This is a genomic window from Tardiphaga sp. 20_F10_N6_6 (assembly GCF_052076045.1).
GTDB classification, from domain to species: domain Bacteria; phylum Pseudomonadota; class Alphaproteobacteria; order Rhizobiales; family Xanthobacteraceae; genus Tardiphaga; species Tardiphaga robiniae.
Genome location: NZ_CP197239.1, coordinates 435,090 through 453,168, shown reverse-complemented (window position 1 = coordinate 453,168; position 18,079 = coordinate 435,090). Strand labels below are relative to the sequence as shown.

The following is an 18,079-nucleotide window of genomic DNA, read 5'->3' as shown; positions in this document are numbered from 1 at the left end:
TCGCTCGACAGAGATGCGCACAGCATCCGCAGTATCGAGGGGAAACGCCATGAACATCACGCAGGGCCTGCGCCGTGCGCTGCAAACCAGCCCGCAGACAATAGCTACTATCGACGGCGTTCGCCGCCGGACATGGCGCGAGGTTGGAGACCGCGTCGCGCGGCTCGCCGGTGCGCTGCAAAAGCTTGGCGTCAAGCATGGCGACCGCGTGGCGGTGCTGATGCTGAACTCTGACCGCTATCTCGAACTCTATCTGGGTATCGCTTGGGCCGGCGCTGTGATCGTGCCGACCAATGTGCGCTGGAGTCAGGCCGAAATTCTCGACTCCCTGCTCGACTGCCGTGCCACGGCGCTCGTCGTCGACAGCGCCTTCGCCGCCATGGGCGTCGAACTCGCTAAGGCCATGCCGCTCACGCTGGTCTATGCGGACGACGAAAAAGGTCCCGCGGAAGCGCACAACTACGATGAGCTGGTCCAATCGACAGAGCCCGTGCTGGATGCGATGCGGACACGCGAGGATCTGGCGGGTATCTTTTACACTGGCGGCACCACAGGCCGTTCCAAAGGCGTGATGCTGAGCCACGGCAATATCATGAGCAACTCGCTGCACATGATGAGCGAAGGCCTGCTGCCCTATGGCTCGGTCTATCTCAACGCCGCACCGATGTTTCACGTCGCCAATGGCGGCGTGATGTTCACCTCGCTGGCCTCTGGCGGCACCAATGTCATCGTCCGGATGTTCAATCCGGAGTTGGTAATGCAGACCATCGCCCGCGAGAAAGTATCGGCGACGTTGATCGTCCCGACCATGATCCAGATGCTGGTCGATCACCCCGCTTTCGCGACCGCCGATCTGTCATCGCTGAAAATCATGATGTATGGCGCCTCGCCGATCAACGACGCGCTGCTGAAGCGTGCGATGGCGGGCATGCCGGGCACCGAATTCCATCAGCTCTACGGCATGACCGAACTGTCGCCGCTGGCGACGCACCTGCCGTGGGATCAACATTTCGGCGAGGAAGCCACCGCCAAGAACCGTCAACGCGCCTGTGGCCGCGCGGCGATCGGCTGCGAGGCGCGTATCGTCGACGCCAATCGCAAGCCTGTGCCGAATGGTGAAGTCGGCGAGGTCGCGGTCCGCGGCCAGAACGTCATGATGGGCTATTGGGAGCGACTGGAGGAAACCGCCAAGGCCGTGATCGATGGCTGGATGCATACAGGCGACGGCGGCTACATGGACGATGAAGGCTACATCTATCTCGTCGACCGGATGAAGGACATGATCATCTCAGGCGGCGAGAACGTCTACTCCACCGAGGTCGAGAATGTCGTCGCACAACACCCGGCCGTGGCGCAATGCGCCGTGATCGGCATTCCCGATTCGCAATGGGGCGAGACCGTACACGCCTTCGTCATTCCGAAACCCGGTGCGAGTGTCAATGCCGGCGAGATCATCGCTTTCTGCAAGGAGAAGATCGCCGGCTACAAGTGCCCACGCAGCGTGGACGTCCGCAGCGAGCCCTTCCCGCTGTCGGGTGCCGGCAAGGTGCTGAAGCGCGAGTTGCGGCGGCCATTCTGGGAGAATGCCGCAGCGGCGCCGCAAGCCAGGGCGGGATAGGCCCGAACTCTACGGCGCACCGGTGAGCTCGAACACCTCGCCGTCATAGCCGGCCTCGATCGGAATCCGCAACTGGCGCTTGTCGCCATCGCGCGTGACGATGGGTGTGACGCTGACGATCGTACTGCGGCTCGCGTCGTCAAGTGCCCCCGCGACGCTGGGCTGCTTGCCGAGCTTGATCAGATTCCGCGTGGTCGGGAACGGCAGCGTGAAACGGCCCGATGCGCCGCCTTCCAGCGCTTCGCGTGGCGACAGCCAGATCGAATCCGTGGACTCCTTGCCGTCATGCATACCGACCTGTTCAGGCGGCGCCTCGGCGAGAAAGAACCAGGTGTCGAATCGCTTCTTCATGCCCTCCGGTGTGATCCAGTGCGCATAGGGCACGAGCAGATCGAGCGCGAGCCCCAGATCGTTCTCGGCAATGATATCGGCGAATTTGACCTTGCCCTCATTCAACGCATCGCGATGCTGATCGGCGATGGTGCTCGCCTTCGTCGCAGCGATCAGGTCGTTAGAGCCGCGCGGTCGCGCCAGCAGGATGCGGCTTTCCTCGAACGTCTCGCGGATCGCGGCGATCTTGAATGCCAGCATGTCGGGATCGAGGCCGTCACCGCCGCTATATAGGTTCGGCTGCGTACCGATCTCGCGATCTCCGGCATCGACGCTGCCGCCGGGAAACACCAGTGCGCCCGATGCGAATTCGATCTGATAGTGCCGCACCATCATGAAGACGTCGATGGCGTCGGTTGCACCCTTGCGCAGCAGGAGGATGGTGGAAGCAGGACGCACAACGCCGGGCTCGCTTGGCATTCAGTTTCTCCCTGATCGGCATTCTTTGATGCCTGTTGTGCCGGCGATCGCCGACCTCTCGTTTGTCATGCCCGGACTTGATCCGGGCATCCATCTTTTACTTGGCAACCCTGAAGATGAATGGCCGGGTCAAGCCCGGCCATGACACCTCTGGGGAGTTATTAACCCGCAGCACTCGACTGCGGCGCGATGTTCGCGCGTTTGTCGTAGCGCGCGACGCGCGAGAGGAGATAATCGACCTCCGCCTTCGCCTGCGCCGTGATCGCCACACCCGGCTTGCGCTGCGCGCTTGATGCAATAACACCACGCTTCTGCAGCACGTATTTGCGGACTGCCAGACCAATGCCGAGCTGCTGCTCGTAGCGGATCAGCGGCAGATGAGCATCGAACAGATCGTGCGCCTTGTCGCGCTCGCCCTTCTTCGAGAGATTGACGACGTCGATCAGAAGTTCAGGGAAGGCATAACCCGTCATCGCGCCATCAGCGCCGCGTTCCATTTCGAAATCCAGGAACACGCCGCCATTGCCGGTGAGGATCGAGGTTTCGCGCAAGCTGCCGTCCTTCTGGAAGTTGCGCAGCGCGGTGATCTTCTCCAGGCCCGGCCAGTCCTCGTGCTTCAGCATCACGCAGGACTTGGAGTCCATGATGATCTTGCGGATCACGGCGGGGGTCATCACCACGGTCAATGTCAGCGGATAATCCTGCAGCACCCACGGAACGTCGTCGCCGATGGCCTCGACAGCGCCCTTGAAATAGTTGGTGATCTGATCGTCGGTGCGCAGATGCGGCGGCGGGGCGATCATAACGCCGGCAGCGCCGGCATCCATCGACTTCAGCGCCAGCGAGCGCATGGCGGCAAAGCCCGGCGCGGAAACGCCGACGATGATCTGCATCTTGTCGCCAGCACGCTTGATGAAGCGGGTGGCCACGGCCTCGGACTCGGCCCCCTCCAGCTTCGGCGCCTCGCCCATGATGCCGAGCACGGTCACACCGTTGCAGCCGACCCGGGCATAGAAATCCGTCAGGCCGTCGATCGATTTGTCGTCGATGCGGCCGTCGTCGAGGAACGGGGTCGGTGCGATGGCGAAGGTGCCGGCGGCTTTGGCGGTCAGTTTCATCATGGGCCTCTGTGAATGGATGCCGGCATTCTACCGGGAAATATCCGGTCTGTCCGCCCGAACCGGACCCAACTGCCCCTCAAAAACGCCGTGCCCCGTGCTGGCTCGCCTCCTCCGAGAAGAATATCTCGCCGGCATGGGTCACCACGTCCTGCGCGCTCCAGCCGTCATGGGGCGGCTTCCAGCCTTCCATTTCCATCATCTTCATCTCGCGAACGCCGCGCGGGCCGGACACGCCGAGAACCTTGCCGGTCTGGCTGCCGGAGAGATCGCTGACCATGTAGAGCACCGCCGGCGCGATACCGTCCGGACCCAGGGCCGCGCCGGGATTTTCGATATAGCGCGGCAGGTCCGCGGTCATCCGCGTCAGCGCGCCCGGCGCCAGCGTCCACACGCGGATATTGTATTTGCGACCCTCGATGGCCAGCACATTGGACAGGCCCCAGATGCCGCCTTTGGCCGCGCCGTAATTGCTTTGGCCGAAGTTGCCGATCAGGCCGGAAGTCGAGGAGGTGTTGACGATGACGCCGCCGCCGTTTTCCTTCATCCATTTGAAGGCCGGCTGGGTGACGCAGAACGTGCCTTTGAGATGCACCTTCATCACCTTGTCCCACGCCGCCTCGGACGCCTTGGCGAAGGTCTGGTCCAGCAGGATGCCGGCATTGTTGACGAGGATATCGACCTTGCCGAACGCCTTGATGGCATCGTCGAACACCGACTGGCCGCCTGATATGGTCGAGATGTCCGAGCCATTGGCGACCGCCTTGCCGCCGGCTTTGGTGACGGCGTCGACGACTTGCTGTGCCATCGAGAGATCAGAGCCTGAACCATCGCGCGGGCCGCCGAGATCGTTGACCACGACGGATGCGCCTTCGCTCGCAAACAGTTTTGCGTAGGCTTCACCGAGGCCGCCACCGGCGCCGGTGATGATGGCGACCTTGCCGTCGAGAAGACCCATGACGTTCTCCCTGCGTGGTTTTTTGTCTTCTACTACGCAATCGACGTTGCGTTTGTTTTGTCGTCCCCGCGAAGGCGGGGACCCATACACGCCGTAGCGCTAGTTGAAGCGAGGTCGTGGTGGCTCCGCCGTTTCGACCGCGCTGCCTGAGGCTATGGGTCCCCGCCTTCGCGGGGACGACAGCCGAGAGGTTTAAGCCAGCACCGTCTTGCCGCTCTTGATCACGGTGACGCCGCGTTCCTTCACCTTGGCCTCAAAACTCACCACGTTGCCGTCCTTCCACAGATCCATGCTGACGGTCTCGCCGGGAAACACCGGCGACGAGAACCGTACCGCATGCTGCTTGAAGGCCGAGGGATCGTAGTCGGCATAGGTCTGCAGCACGCCGCGGCAGGTGATGCCATAGGTGCACATGCCGTGCAGGATCGGCCGCGGGAAGCCGGCGCGCTTGGCGAATTCGGGGTCGGAGTGCAGCGGGTTGCGGTCGCCGCACAGGCGATAGATCAACGCTTGATCGGGCCGCGTGGTGATATCGACCGTCTTGTCCGGTGCGCGCTTCGGCATCGCATGCGGCTCGGGCTGGCCTTCCGATTTGCCGCCAAAGCCGCCATCGCCGCGGGCGAAACGCGAGGCCACCAAGGTCGCCAGCGCCTCGCCGGCTTCATCGCGCAGGATCGTCTGATGCAGGATCACCGCGCCCTTGTCGGCGCCCTTGTCGAACACGCCGAGCACGCTGCTATCGGCGGTGATCTTCGCAGCCACCGGCAGCGGCTTGTGGAAGGTGATGTCGCGCTCGCCATCGACGACGAGCAGCTTGTTGAGACCCATCTCGCCCGGGCCCGAGCCCCATGCGGCAACCGATGCATAGGTCGGCACGACTTTCAGCGGACGCGGCGTATAGGTGCCTTCATTGACGAAAGCCAATTCCTTCTCGTCCATCGGATCGGCGCCCATGCCGATGCCATAGGCGTAGAGCATGACTTCGCGATCGCTCCAGGCATACTTCTGGCCGATGTTCTTCATCGCCATCAGGGCTTCGTAGTTGATGGGCATTTGAGCTCGCTCCCGATTTTCTTGCTTGTTGGGTTTGTCCCGAACTGTCATCGCCCGGCTTGACCGGGCGATCCAGTACAACAGGCCTTTCGGCGTTTACTGGATCACCCGCTTTCGCGGGTGATGACAGTTTGAGTGTGTCGCTACGCCGGCGTGAAGAACGGCAGCGGCGCGCCGTCGGTGGGCTTCCACACGAGTTTCACCTTCTGGCCGATCTTCAGACTGCCCGGATCGCAGTCGACGATGTTGGTCTGCACCGAGGGGCCTTCCTTCAGCGTCACATAGGCGATGACGTAGGGACCGGTCGCCGATTTGCGCATGTGGCTGTAGGTGTAGATTTCGCCCTCGCCCGACGACTGCTCCCATTCGGTCTTGTCGGAGAAACAGAACGGACAGATCGCGCGCGGGAAGAAGTGCGCTTCGCCGCAGGTCGTGCAGCGCTTGATCATGAACTTGCCGTCCTTGGCCGCATCCCAGAACGGCTGCGATTCAGGATTGCCAGCGGGCGTCGGATACTTCTTGGCTTCAGTCATTACACGCGCTCCAGAATAGCGGTCGATGCGGCGTGACGTACGCCGAGCAGGCCTCCGGTGCCATGCGCGATCGCCAGATCGCAATTCGGCACTTGCACCTTGGGATGGGCTTCGCCGCGCAGCTGGCGCACGGCCTCTAAGATCTTGGTCATGCCGCCGCGATTGACGGGATGGTTGCTGCACAACCCGCCGCCATCGGTGTTGAACGGCAGTTTGCCGACGCCCGAGATCAGGTTGCCGTCGGACACGAACTTGCCGCCGTCGCCCTTCTTGCAGAAGCCGAGGTCTTCGAGCTGCATCAACACGGTGATGGTGAAGCTGTCGTAGATCGACGCATACTTCATGTCCTGCGGCGTCACGCCCGCTTCTTCGAAGGCGCGCGGACCGGACCACACGCCGGCGGAGTAAGTGAGGTCGAGATCCTTGCCGCCGCGCGGCCCCTTCATGGCTTCGCCGTGGCCGATCAGGCGGACCAGCGGCTTCTTCAGGCTCTTGGCGATTTCCGGCGTAGTGACGATCATCGCGCCGCCGCCGTCCGAGACGACGCAGCAATCCATGCGATGCAGCGGATCGGAGATCATCGGCGAGTTCAGCACGTCCTCGACGGTGACGACGTCCTTGAGCATCGCGTGCGGGTTGTATTGCGCGTGATGCGAGGCTGCGACCTTGATCCAGGCGAGTTGTTCGCTGGTCGTACCGTAGTCGTGCATATGACGCATGGCACACATGCCATAGGCATTGTGCGTGGTCGCACCGTAAGCGGTCTCGAAATCGGCTTCGGCGCCCTGCAGACGCGGCGGCATCACGCCGGTGCGCGGCTTGCCGGCCAGTGTGACGAGTGCGATCGAGCACTTGCCGGCGGCAATCGCCTGCGCGGCATGGCCCAGATGGATGATGTAGGAGCAGCCGCCGGTCTCGGTGGAGTCGACGTGACGCGGCTTGAGGCCGAGATAGTCGACCATCGGCCACAGGCCCCCTTGCGCATCGCCTGCGCAGAAATAGCCATCGACATCCTTATGCGTCAGGCCTGCATCCTCGAGCGCGCCCTTGGCGACTTCGGCATGCAACTGCGCGATGGATTTGTCCGGCGCATGCCGGGTCGGGTGTTCGTAGATGCCGGCGATATATGCCTTGCCCTTGATGCTCAAACGTCTCTCCGATTGGTGTTTCGTCCCAGTTCAGTTTTTTGTGACCTTTCACGGCAGCCTTGGCAAGCGACAACATTTCACGCTGCGGACGTGAATTTCACAGAGCGGAATGGATGCAACACAGCCGGGGAGCTTTTTCGCCAGTGATTTAGCTGTTTACCAATCTGGTCAGCGAGCTCTCACAAAAGCGGAGGTCAGGATTTCCGGAAGTGGAGGGCTGGACGGCGCCGACGACAGCGCGCGTTACGCGCAGGCCGCGACGCCTGACATGGATTCAACTGTCAAACAGCCACTGCTCTTCAGACATGCGTCATCGCCCCCATTGTTTGCGGCGCGGGGGCGCCGTCGTGGTTTGCATTCCCGCCCCCTTGTGAGAGGGCGTGCGGAACGCCGGGTGCCCGTTGCACCCTTGGGCCTGATGCGAATGCGGTCTTCCGCAGAGTAGTGTGCATCAGGACTTTCGGAGGCGCCGAGCGATTGCCCGACGTTCCGCCTGCGGTGTTTTTTCGGTTGCTTGCACATCTGCCATGGCGAACGGTCCCATCACCAAAATTAATGTCCCAGGGCGGAGGGACAGGGTAGCCGCAAAGCACTTGGCCGAACGCGTTTCGAGTTGGTCGTCCGTCACACTGTCCAGGGGTTTGTCCATCCGAAGGTCGGCCGTCTCCTTGCCAGTGGCAGTGCTGGCGCAGATCCGTCCTGCCCGAAGACAGACGTCCCCCATAAACCGCGTAACGCCGCATCTCCGGCGTCCACCGCATCCTGCCCCGCGAACGTGACGATCGCGATCGCCCCTCTCGGTGGGGCAGGACGAAGGGGAATATAAACCTGATAGGGATGTTGTCAACGGGATATAGGAAAAATATCTGGTCGCTGTCTTGCCGCCCCACACTGTCATTCCGGGGCGTGGCCGGCCCTTGCCGGACGCGAACCCGGAATCTCAGCATGGGAGTCTCCGATGGCGCAAAACACTTCGGGATTCCGGGCTCATTCCGGTCCGCTGCGCGGCCCGGCCTGCCCCGGAATGACGATTGTGGGCTACAGCAGCCCCAATTCCCGCAGCTCGCGCCGCATCGGCTCCGGCATTGCCTCGATACTCGCGGCAGCCTTGCCGAGATCCGGCGGGGCGTCCTTGTCGGTGAGATAGCGCCAGCCCTGGAACGGGCGCAGCGGGCGCGGCGCGACCGTGACCGGTTTCGGCTGCATCACCAGGCGACAGCGGTTGATACCGTCGCTGTCGCGGAACGGTTCGATAGCGAGAATTTTCTCACGCAGCGCGATCTCGCCCTTGATCACCCAGTAGAGCGAACCGCCATCGAGCAGTTCGACATCGCGTTTCGGCACCATGCGGGTGATGTGGATGTGATGCTGAGGTGCGCCGCGCGCTTTTGCTGCGCGCATCCGTTCGGAGAGATAGCTCTTGAAATCCGCGATGGATTCGCAGCCGACGGCGAGCTTGATGAGATGCAGGGGCATGGGTCAGAAATCGGCAGTGCGACACGGTTTTACAAGGCGTTATCCACCGCTCAGTTATCGGCCGGCGGAGCCTCCGGTGCAAGCTGCACGGGCGCTGGGGCGGCAGGCGCCTGTGGACGAGCGGCGGTCTTCGGCGCGGGCTGCTTCTTCGCAGCCGCAGGTGGCGGCGTTGTCGACGCGGCGCGCGGTGCAGGCGCCTGCGCATTGGCGGCCGCCGGTGGCTTCACGGGCGTTTCCGTCATGATCGAGATCGGCGGGATCGAGGATGATGACGGGAAATCGGCCGTGGTCGGCTTTCCGGTCGGAACCGACGCCGGCAATCCGGCCAGCGCGCCCGTCGCTGCGGCCGCAGCCGCAGGCGGCGCGTTCCAGCCGGGCGCATAGCGTGTCACGAGGCCCTCATAGGTGCGCTCTTCCATATTCGCGGCAATCCGCTTGTGATCGGTCAGCGCGGCATAGGCAGCGCAGCTTTCCGGCATGCAGCGATCGCGCGATTGCAGCACATAGGCAATCAGACCGTAGCGATCGCGTTCGATCGCGCGGCGCAGCCCCGCCAATTCAGGCGTCATAGATTTATTCGCTGCGGCGACATCGCCATACGACGTCAAACGATTGATCTGTGCAGCCGAGGCCGATACGGCAGCCGCCACCGAATCCGCCGAGCCAAACAACACCTTCTCGCAGCCCGCGAGCACCATATCGCCGGCGAGATCGTCGAGGCAGGACAGCGCCGGCAGCGAGGCATTCACCTGAGGCACTGCAACGGCGGCGTGCGAGGCGTCCTGCCCGGCGGTTTCGGATTTACGCAACGTCGCCGCAGCAGCAACGCCGATCGCCAGCAGCGTGATCACGGTCAACGCACCATTGGCGACGGACTTCTCGGCGCGCAGCAGCGTCGCCAGCACGATCAGGGCGAAGAAGATGGAGGCAGCCAGCGCGAGCCACATCGGAAGCGTCGGCGCGCGCCAGATTTGATCGAGCGAATTCGCCCATACCCCGTTCATCGAGTCGTCCCCGCATATGTGGAAGCCATATTTTTCCGAAGAAAATGCTCCCGAAGAAAGTCCGGCTGCCATGAACCCGCAATATGCGGTTGTTATGGCACGGCCCCGGTCATGACGAAATCGTGGCGGCGCGGGCCTGGATTCTGATGAAATCAGAACCTTGGCCCGATCTTTTATTTTGACGCGTTTTCTGGACGCGAACCGCTGTCCACTTCGCTCGAAAACGCTTTAGTCATCCTCGAAGCGCGGAATGACGATGGTTTCGGCAAGGCCCTCGTCGGTCCATTGCCGGAACGCCGGCAGCGCCTGCATCGTATCCATATACGCACGGGCTTCCGGCGTGACATCGATGTCGTAGGTCAGGAACCGGTGCACCACCGGCGCATACATGGCATCCGCACCGCTGAAGGCGCCGAACAGATACGGTCCATACTTGCCGTAACGCGCGCGGCAATCGGCCCAGATCTGCTGGATGCGCCGGATATTGGCCTTGGCATCGTCGGACAGCGCCTTCGCCCGGACCGGCCGGTGCAGGTTCATGCCGCATTCGTTGCGCAGCGGCATGAAGCCGGAATGCATCTCGGCGGACACCGAACGCGCATGGGCGCGCGCGGCCCGGTCTTCCGGCCAGAGCTTTGCATCCGGAAAACGCTCGGCGGCATATTCGATGATCGCCAGCGAATCCCACACCGTGATCTCGCCATCGACCAGCGCTGGCACTTTGCCGGACGGGGTCACATCGAGAATGCGCTGCTTGTCGGCGGCATCCGTGTACAGCGGCACAAACACCTCCGCGAAGGGGATGCCGCAGGCCTTCAGCGCAACCCATGGCCGCATCGACCACGACGAATAATTCTTGTTTCCGATCACCAGCGACAGCGACATCAACCACTCCTTGCGAGACCGGTAAATTGCCACGCATGCGCCTCTGCAAGCAAGCCGCGTGCACAGGCTTGTTGCTGCATCACGGCATGCGTGGCAGAAGTGCCAACTGATACAATAGGTGCTTCATGATCAACTATTCCTGGGTCGACGTCTTCGCGCTGGGCTTCTTCATCCTGGAGTGGACGACCTATGCGATCACGCTGGAGCACACCAAATACGGCCGCGACAGCCTGTCCGCACGCATGCACGCCTATCGTGAGGTCTGGATGCGCCGTCTGCTGGAGCGCGAGGCGCGCATCGTCGATACCCACATCATGACGTCGCTGCAGAACGGTACCGCGTGGTTCGCCTCGACCACGCTAATCGCCATCGGCGGCTCGCTGGCGCTGCTGCGCGCCACCAACGAAGTAATGCCGATGATGCAGAACCTGCCGCTCGGCTTCAACACCACGCCCGGCATGTGGGAGATCAAGTGCTTCGGGCTGATTCTGATTTTCGTCTACGCGTTCTTCAAATTCGCCTGGTCGTACCGGCTGTTCAACTACGTCGCGATCCTGATCGGTGCGATGCCGCTGGCCTCGAAGCGCGACACGCCGGAGGCCGAAGCGCATGTGGTGCGCACAACCAGGATGTTTGGCGCAGCGGCCCGGCACTTCAACCGTGGGCAGCGCGCCTTCTTCTTCGCGCTCGGCTATCTCGGCTGGTTCGTCAGCCCCTGGGTGTTTCTGGTCTCGACGGCAGCCGTGGTGATCGTGACCTGGCGCCGGCAGTTCGCCTCCAATGCCTGGCAGGCCATGGCACCAGATGCCGAAATAAGGGTTACCCCGCGAAATCCTGCGGCGTAAAATCGAGATCGAGCACTTTCCACTCGTCGTATTTGTCGGCTGGCAGCATCGCATAAGGCTGGCAGGCTTCCAGCGCCTGTTTGGCCGCCTGCATCAGCAGCGCGGCTTTGGCCGGCCGCCGCACCTCGATCACCGTGGGCTCGGCGACCAGCCGGCCATCCGGCGAGAACACGGCGCGCAGCTTGACCTTGGCGTCATCGCCGCGCGCGACGGTGGTGGGCAATTTCGAACAGGTTTTGAGATGCCGCCGAAAAGCGGCGATATCGAGCTTGGACAGGTCCGCCTGCTCCGATGCGCCGCCGCCAAAGCCTTCAGGCAAGCCTAGCATGACGCCGTATTTCACCGTGATATCGGCCTCGGGCTGCGGCGGCACCTGCTGTGGGCCCGGTTGCGGCGCCGGCGGCTGAGCCTGCAGCGCAGCCTGCTGCTGCAACGGCGGCTGCGTAGCGGGAGGCGCTGACGGAGGCGGCGTTGCGGGAGTGGCCTGCGGCTGTTGCTGGGCTTGCTGCTGAGGTGGCGGCGCGGGTTGCTGCGGCGACGTCTTCTGCGGTTGTGGCGGGGTGTTCTGCGCCGATGACTGCGGTTTGGCGGCGACGGCCTGGGTCTTCTGCTCTTCCAGGGTCGGCTTGTTGGTCAAATCAGGCAGCCGAAATTCCGGCTCCGGCTTCTTCTCTGGCTTTTTCTCGGGCTCCGGCGGCGTCTCCTCGGCCTTCTTTTCGGCCTCTGCGAGCTGCTGCGGCGTCACCAGATCGACGGCAACGCTCTCCTCGTGCAGCTCCATCGGACGTGCATCGGCGAAATAGACCCCGGCCGCCAAAGCAACGTGGCCGACCACCGAGACGGCGATCGCTGCGCGGATGAGGTGCCTTGGTTCCATGGGGCTATTGAGACTTCTGTACGCCGACTGGCCCGATCATAGCGTCGTGCCCTCCCCCGCGCCATGTCCGCCAAGCCACAGCTTGCGTCGTGCTGCCTGATCGGTCATGGCAGTGCATGGCCAAATCCCCTCCGAAGACCCCGAAGCCGTCAGCCGCCAAGCTGGCCCCGAAACCGAAGCCCTTGCCGCTCGACGAGGCGATCCTTGACGCGCTCACCCGCAACGGCGCGGGCACGCTGAGCCCTCCTGAGATTGCGCATGTGATCGAGCCCGAGGGCGATTGGCACGCGCTCTTGATGCCGATCCGCCGCGCCGCCGTGACGCTAGCGCTCGCCGACCGCCTGGTGATCTATCGCAAGGGCAAGCCGGTCGAAGATCCCAACGACTTCCGCGGCGTGTATCGGCTGGGGTTGCCGAAGGCGGAGTGACGCATCACCGCTTCTTCGGCCCCGGCAGCAATTCGCTGCTGCGGCCGGCGAGCCAATAGGTGATCAGCCCGACCCATTCGTGAACCGCGATATCGCTCCGGCCAAGGCCAGCGCTAGCGGAATCGAAGGTCTCGGTAGCGTCGATCCAGCCGCGCGTGCGCCAGTCCACCGGATAGGCGTCGACATCGAAGCCGACCCTGCGGAACGCGCCGATCGCGCGCGGCATATGCCAGGCGGACGTCACCAGCAGCCAGCGCTCGCCGGGCTTCGGCGACACCAGGCCTGCGGTGAAGGCGGCATTTTCGTCGGTGGTGCGGGAAGCGGTTTCGAGCGTGACGCGTTCGGGGGCCACGCCGAAACGCTGCAGCAGCTCGCCGGCAACGGGCGCTTCGGACAGCGACTTTTCAATCAGGCTGCCGGCGCCGCCGGTGAAGACGATACGCGCCTGCGGATAGCGGCGCGCCAGCTCCAGCATCGCCGTTATCCGCTCGCCGGCCGAATTGATCTCCAGCGAGCCGCGTGCCGCGGACGAATCCGAATCGATGGCGCCGCCAAGCACGATGATCCCGTCGGGTGCACGGCCATCGTCCTGCCATTTCGGAAAACGCTCGGTCAGCGACAGCATCAGCACATTGCCAACAGGCGAATAGCCGAACAGCAGCAGCAACAGGATGCCAAAGGTCACCAGCAATGTTCCGACACGCTGGCGCTGCAACAGCACCAGCACAATGCCGACCACGCAGATGATGGCGATCGCATTGGACGGCTCCGTGAAGAAGCCGAGCATCTTGGAGAACGTGAAAAACATGAGGCCCTTGGCTTGCCGGACAGTGTCACTGCATGAGCCATCCTGCCCACAAGATCAATGCGGCAAATGCCGGCTGGCTTGATGGATCAATCCCATTTCGGCGCGAAGCCGTAGTCAGTCAGCCGCCCCTTCGGATGCGCCAGATGCGAAATCCGCGTCATCTCAGTTTCGGACAGCATGAAATCGAACACGTCGATATTCTCCGACAGACGCTCGACCTTGGAGGTGCGCGGGATCGCCACCGCGCCCTGCTGGACCAGCCAGCGCAGGCACACCTGCGCTGCGCTCTTTCCATGCGCCTTGCCGATGTCGGAAAGCGTTTCATCGCCGCGGACATTGCCCTGGGCGATGGGGCTATAGGCGACCATGGCCAGACCATTCTGCCGGCAGGCGCCCTGCACCTTCGCCTGATCGAGATAGGGATGGTACTCGACCTGATCGCAGACCAGCGGCGCGGGACACGCGGCCACAGCCTGTTCGATCAGCGCCACGGTGAAATTCGACACGCCGATATGCTTTGTCAGCCCCATCTGCCGGGCATGCGCCAGTGCGCCAAGGGTTTCCTCCAGCGGCACCTGCGGGTTCGGCCAGTGCAGCAACAGCAGATCGACCTCGGTCATCCGCAGCCTGGTCAGGCTCTCCTTCACGGAGCGTTCGAGATTGTGAGGCGCGAAATGCGTGGTCCAGACCTTGGTCGTCACGAACATCTCGTCACGGCGAATGTGCGACGCGTGGATGCCCTCGCCGACATCGCGCTCGTTCTCATAGACCTGTGCGGTGTCGATGTGGCGATAGCCAAGCCGGATCGCCTGCTCGACGACACGCGCACAAATGCGGCCACGCAATTCCCATGTCCCGAGGCCAATGGCCGGGATGCGGGCGCCGTTTGCTTCCACGAACTGCATCATCTTCTCCTCGGACGGAGGAACGATACGAACGCCGACAAGCTTTTCCCGGACATGGCCGGCGCGTCAGCGCAGGCGATAATCCACAGTGATCGTTCAGGCGTCCGCGGCAACCGGCGCGAGCGCCGCGAACACCGTGTCCGGTGCGTGTGCGATCACCGCCAGCAAGGCACGGGCCGGACCGCGCGGCATGCGCTTGCCCTGCTCCCAATTGCGGATCGTCTCGACGGGAACGCCAAGACGCGCGGCAAATTCCATCTGGGTCAGCTGCGCACGACGGCGCAGATCGCGCACTTCGGCTTCGCCGGGTCGCACCGCGACCGGCTCCGGCACGACAGGCATATCGGGAACCAGCGGCACCTCGTGCCCGTCCCGCAATTCGACGATCCGTCCGTCAGCCTTCAACCGCAAGCGCATGTTCGACCTCATTGCGCGTGATGGTCGTCGATTACCGTTAAGGAGCGGTGAATGTTCCGTACCGCCATGACGAGAAGCCGTGGGGCGTCTCCGTGATGCCAAATGACGTCTTGGCGCTGCCGCGCCTGAGGCACCGATGGCTTGGGCCAACCGTTCTTCGTTCAAGGTCGAACGATCCCGTCGGAGCCGATGAATTCGCGCCGCTATCGAAGCAGCCCTCCGTACATCCGGCAACAGTGTTACGGTCTGGCACTCAGCCCCCATGACCGCGGTATCCCGCGCAATTCAACCCATGCCTCGGAAATGTAGTGGTGGGTGATTTTGAAATTTCCGAATGGACGGCAGCTTTCGACCCATGGCGGACTCATTCAGGATAGGAGCCAGCAATCCTGTAGACGGTGACGCCAGACATTGAGCACTCCTCCTTGGACGCGTCGCTCACAGCGACGGCCTGCACCAGCCTGCCGTCCTTCAAATGGAAGGCAATCTTGAAAACCTGCCGGTAAAGGTCTCTACCTATCCGTTGGCTTGCAATCTGCTGTACAGACGTGCGGCCAAAATCCACCTCGTCGTTTACGAGAACGCCAGCGTTTTTGAGGTGAACAAAGGTCATGCTGGCTGGCCAGCCCTCTGGTCCAGCACATTTCGGATCTGCAAGAGCGGATGAGGCAGAGAGAAGTGCGATGCAGAGGCCCGCGAGGGCGATGTATCTGGACATATGCTGACCACCTGAAAGGCTGTGCTATGGCTCAATTGGAGGGGCGATCGACGCCGCTCCGTAGAAATTTCCAACCTCGATCGGGTCCAGTATATTTGCATGCCGCCAAGTATCGACGAACGCATCGATGAGGAGCTGACTCGCTGAGGCCGGTCGGTGCTCAGGCCAGACGATCAATCGTTCTCGGCAAAATCCGTCAATTTCCAGCCGGAATCATCCTTGCCGAAAACGTAGATGAGCGAGCCGCAGAAAGCAGAATAACTGACCTTACCCTCGTGGGTGTCCTTAACGGGCTTCTGCTTGGCAAGACACGTCCGCTGTGCCGGTTTGAAAGCACCCTTCCAGATCACAGGGAAATCAGCCACTTGCCGTTGATCGATGTAAAAGACCGGATATTTGACCATCTGCGAGACGGCCTGCTGGTCGCTCTTGCCGACGGCAGCATTGAATTGCGTCCAGAACGCTGCGAAACCGTCATCGCTCCCCGCCGCCAGTGCCGATCCTGCCGATATCAGCAAGCCAGCCACAAGCAGTCCCCTGCCGATCACCGATCCGATCGAATTCATGTTCGCCACTCCATACAATAATCGAGACTCCAGGTAGGACGATGGTCGATGAGATTTGGTTCAATGGCACCAACGCGCACAACCCGCGCCAATCGTGATGACATGTTAGCGAGGAAGGAGGTCTAGCTCATCAAGAGCTGCGAACACTGCGATGAAGAAAACCAGCACGAGAACAAGCATCGAAAACTTCAGCGAGTCTACGGTGAGTAGCGAACGAAATGCTGCAGTCATCGAGGGGCATCGCCGGCCCCTGCTCATAGAGATCAGCACTCCGGGCCTCTCATCCTTGCAAGCTTGGTTCATACACCAAGAGGAAACTTCACTCAGGCTGCTGCCGCCAGGACATCCATTGCTGCGCTAGCGGGATGGGCTCTCGCATCCAAAATGAAGGGCGACACATCTTGAGCGCAGTTAGTCGTCTGACGGCGTTTAGCTAAGATTTGATTTGGCTGCACCCGACCGACCTGCGATCCGCCGGAATTGCGATCGAACATGGGAGTGACACGATCGATCGCCTTTCCTGACCGGCCTAGACGATGCCCTTCGTCCTCAGCGCGGCGATCCGTTCGCCGTCGTAGCCGATGGTGGATAGGATTTCGTCCGTGTTGGAGCCGAGAAGTGGCGGCGCGTGATATTCGGTGATCGGCGTGCCCGAAAACATCAGCGGATTTCGCACGAGCGAAAGCGCCGGCTCGAAGGGATGGTTTGAGCTCACGCGCATACCGCGGGACTTCACATGAGGGTCCGCGAAAACCTGATCGAAGTCGTTGATCGGGCCGGACGGTACGCCGACCGCCTCCAGACGCTCCAGCCAGTAGGCGACGGGCTGCTTCAGGAAAAGACCGGCGAAGATGGCCATGATCTCCTTCCCATGAACGACACGGTCGTTGTTCTTCAGGAAGCGCGGATCCTTGGCCAGGTCCGGCTCTCCGAGCACTTCGCATGTCCGCTGGAACTGGCCGTCATTGCCATTCACGAGCATCAACTCGCCATCGGTGCAACGGAAGACACCGGCAGGCATGCCGCCATTGCCCCAGGTTCCGCGCCGCGGCGGGACTTTTCCGCTGATGAGATAGGGTTGGAGCCAATGTGAAAGGGAGGCGATCACCGTATCGAACAGACAAGCATCGATTTGCTGTCCCTCGCCGCCGCCGGCATCGCGATGATAGAGCGCCGACATCACGCCGATGGTGGCATTCAAGCCGGTCATATAGTCCACGATCGAGGGACCGACCTTCATGGGGCCCTCGCCCGGCTCGCCATCGAGATGGCCTGTCACGCTCATGAGACCACCCATCGCCTGCAGGATCGCATCATAGCCGGCGCGTGTGGCGTAGGGACCGGTTTGTCCGAAGCCCGTCACCGAGCAGTAAACGATGCGCGGGTTGATGGCTTTGATCGCGTCGTAGTCGAGGCCATAACGCTTGAGGTCGCCGACCTTGTAGTTTTCCAACAACACGTCGGCGGTCTTGACGAGTTCGCGAATGATCTCCTGGCCTTCAAGCTTGGCCACATTGACGGTGACCGATTTCTTGTTGCGATTGGCGCAAAGATAGAAGGAGTTGTCTCGCCTGCTGCCGTCCGGGTCGTTCAGATAAGGAGGACCGAATGCGCGGGAATCGTCGCCGGTTCCGGGGCGTTCGATTTTGATGACTTCGGCGCCGAAATCGCCAAGCATCTGACCCGCGATCGGGCCGGCAAGCACCCGCGTCATATCGATAACCTTGATGCCCGAGAGCGGCAGAGCCGGCATGTATTCCTCCTGTATGTTGGTTCGTCACGTCGGCCACGGAGAACGTGTGAAGCGAGCGCTTACAGGAAAATCACCCCGAGTGCACCGCTTTGTGAGCATGAGGGCTATCCCATTCAAGAGGGCACAGCTCGTGAAGCAGGTAGAGGCTTATCTGGACAT

The 18,079-nt window shown here is 62.2% G+C and carries 19 protein-coding genes; 3 read left to right on the top strand and 16 right to left on the bottom strand.

What is annotated here, in order from left to right:
* Window positions 1-49: 49 nt before the first annotated feature.
* A complete protein-coding gene (locus tag AB7813_RS02020) occupies window positions 50-1,618 on the top strand; it encodes a long-chain-fatty-acid--CoA ligase (RefSeq protein WP_441227875.1) in 1,569 nt (522 codons plus the stop codon).
* Between the two features lie 9 nt (window positions 1,619-1,627).
* Here the strand turns inward: AB7813_RS02020 and AB7813_RS02015 are convergent, their stop codons facing one another.
* The 9 genes from AB7813_RS02015 to AB7813_RS01975 form a co-directional block, all read right to left on the bottom strand.
* Window positions 1,628-2,428 carry an NUDIX hydrolase gene (locus AB7813_RS02015; protein WP_439063672.1) on the bottom strand — a complete coding sequence of 267 codons (801 nt, stop codon included), beginning with the start codon at window positions 2,426-2,428 and terminating at the stop codon, window positions 1,628-1,630.
* Between the two features lie 161 nt (window positions 2,429-2,589).
* Window positions 2,590-3,546, bottom strand: coding sequence for a dihydrodipicolinate synthase family protein (locus AB7813_RS02010; protein ID WP_439064612.1), 957 nt, complete (start codon window positions 3,544-3,546; stop codon window positions 2,590-2,592).
* Window positions 3,547-3,625: 79 nt separating this feature from the next.
* Entirely contained in the window at window positions 3,626-4,504 is an 879-nt protein-coding gene (locus AB7813_RS02005; RefSeq protein WP_439063671.1) for an SDR family oxidoreductase, read from the bottom strand.
* Window positions 4,505-4,696: 192 nt separating this feature from the next.
* Complete coding sequence (locus tag AB7813_RS02000; RefSeq protein ID WP_439083590.1) at window positions 4,697-5,557, bottom strand: MaoC/PaaZ C-terminal domain-containing protein; 861 nt, start codon at window positions 5,555-5,557, stop codon at window positions 4,697-4,699.
* Between the two features lie 143 nt (window positions 5,558-5,700).
* Entirely contained in the window at window positions 5,701-6,090 is a 390-nt protein-coding gene (locus AB7813_RS01995; protein ID WP_089267252.1) for a Zn-ribbon domain-containing OB-fold protein, read from the bottom strand.
* Window positions 6,090-7,238 carry a thiolase domain-containing protein gene (locus AB7813_RS01990; RefSeq protein ID WP_068730675.1) on the bottom strand — a complete coding sequence of 383 codons (1,149 nt, stop codon included), beginning with the start codon at window positions 7,236-7,238 and terminating at the stop codon, window positions 6,090-6,092. The genes AB7813_RS01995 and AB7813_RS01990 overlap by 1 nt, the downstream gene beginning before the upstream one ends.
* Window positions 7,239-8,276: 1,038 nt before the next feature.
* Window positions 8,277-8,714 carry a DUF1489 family protein gene (locus AB7813_RS01985; RefSeq protein WP_068730674.1) on the bottom strand — a complete coding sequence of 146 codons (438 nt, stop codon included), beginning with the start codon at window positions 8,712-8,714 and terminating at the stop codon, window positions 8,277-8,279.
* Window positions 8,715-8,764: 50 nt separating this feature from the next.
* Window positions 8,765-9,718, bottom strand: coding sequence for a hypothetical protein (locus tag AB7813_RS01980; protein WP_439058160.1), 954 nt, complete (start codon window positions 9,716-9,718; stop codon window positions 8,765-8,767).
* 228 nt (window positions 9,719-9,946) lie between these two features.
* On the bottom strand, window positions 9,947-10,603 hold the full coding sequence (locus AB7813_RS01975) for a glutathione S-transferase family protein (protein ID WP_120290250.1): 657 nt from the start codon (window positions 10,601-10,603) through the stop codon (window positions 9,947-9,949).
* 128 nt (window positions 10,604-10,731) lie between these two features.
* Here AB7813_RS01975 and AB7813_RS01970 point away from each other — a divergent pair, with 128 nt between their 5' ends.
* Window positions 10,732-11,448, top strand: coding sequence for a DUF599 domain-containing protein (locus tag AB7813_RS01970; protein ID WP_081421764.1), 717 nt, complete (start codon window positions 10,732-10,734; stop codon window positions 11,446-11,448).
* On the opposite strand, the gene AB7813_RS01965 is transcribed toward AB7813_RS01970, so the two are convergent.
* The gene (locus AB7813_RS01965) at window positions 11,423-12,325 is read right to left on the bottom strand and encodes a hypothetical protein (RefSeq protein ID WP_439083591.1); all 903 of its coding nucleotides are present in this window, start codon (window positions 12,323-12,325) and stop codon (window positions 11,423-11,425) included. The two genes, AB7813_RS01970 and AB7813_RS01965, sit on opposite strands and share 26 nt — an antisense overlap.
* Window positions 12,326-12,441: 116 nt before the next feature.
* Here AB7813_RS01965 and AB7813_RS01960 point away from each other — a divergent pair, with 116 nt between their 5' ends.
* Window positions 12,442-12,753, top strand: a complete 312-nt coding sequence (locus tag AB7813_RS01960) for a DUF3253 domain-containing protein (protein ID WP_175367311.1) — start codon at window positions 12,442-12,444, stop codon at window positions 12,751-12,753.
* 4 nt (window positions 12,754-12,757) lie between these two features.
* Here AB7813_RS01960 and AB7813_RS01955 read toward each other — a convergent pair whose 3' ends face one another.
* The 6 genes from AB7813_RS01955 to AB7813_RS01930 all read right to left on the bottom strand — a co-directional run bounded on the left by AB7813_RS01955 (window position 12,758) and on the right by AB7813_RS01930 (window position 17,920).
* Complete coding sequence (locus AB7813_RS01955) at window positions 12,758-13,561, bottom strand: YdcF family protein (RefSeq protein ID WP_439083592.1); 804 nt, start codon at window positions 13,559-13,561, stop codon at window positions 12,758-12,760.
* A gap of 86 nt (window positions 13,562-13,647) precedes the next feature.
* Window positions 13,648-14,466: an aldo/keto reductase gene (locus AB7813_RS01950; RefSeq protein WP_439083593.1), complete on the bottom strand. Its 819-nt coding sequence runs from the start codon at window positions 14,464-14,466 to the stop codon at window positions 13,648-13,650.
* A gap of 96 nt (window positions 14,467-14,562) precedes the next feature.
* On the bottom strand, window positions 14,563-14,895 hold the full coding sequence (locus AB7813_RS01945; RefSeq protein WP_089267244.1) for a helix-turn-helix domain-containing protein: 333 nt from the start codon (window positions 14,893-14,895) through the stop codon (window positions 14,563-14,565).
* Between the two features lie 352 nt (window positions 14,896-15,247).
* A complete protein-coding gene (locus AB7813_RS01940; protein WP_439083594.1) occupies window positions 15,248-15,601 on the bottom strand; it encodes a hypothetical protein in 354 nt (117 codons plus the stop codon).
* 173 nt (window positions 15,602-15,774) lie between these two features.
* Window positions 15,775-16,167, bottom strand: coding sequence for a hypothetical protein (locus tag AB7813_RS01935; RefSeq protein ID WP_439083595.1), 393 nt, complete (start codon window positions 16,165-16,167; stop codon window positions 15,775-15,777).
* A 529-nt stretch (window positions 16,168-16,696) separates the two neighbouring features.
* Entirely contained in the window at window positions 16,697-17,920 is a 1,224-nt protein-coding gene (locus AB7813_RS01930) for a CaiB/BaiF CoA transferase family protein (RefSeq protein ID WP_439083596.1), read from the bottom strand.
* Window positions 17,921-18,079: the final 159 nt, after the last annotated feature.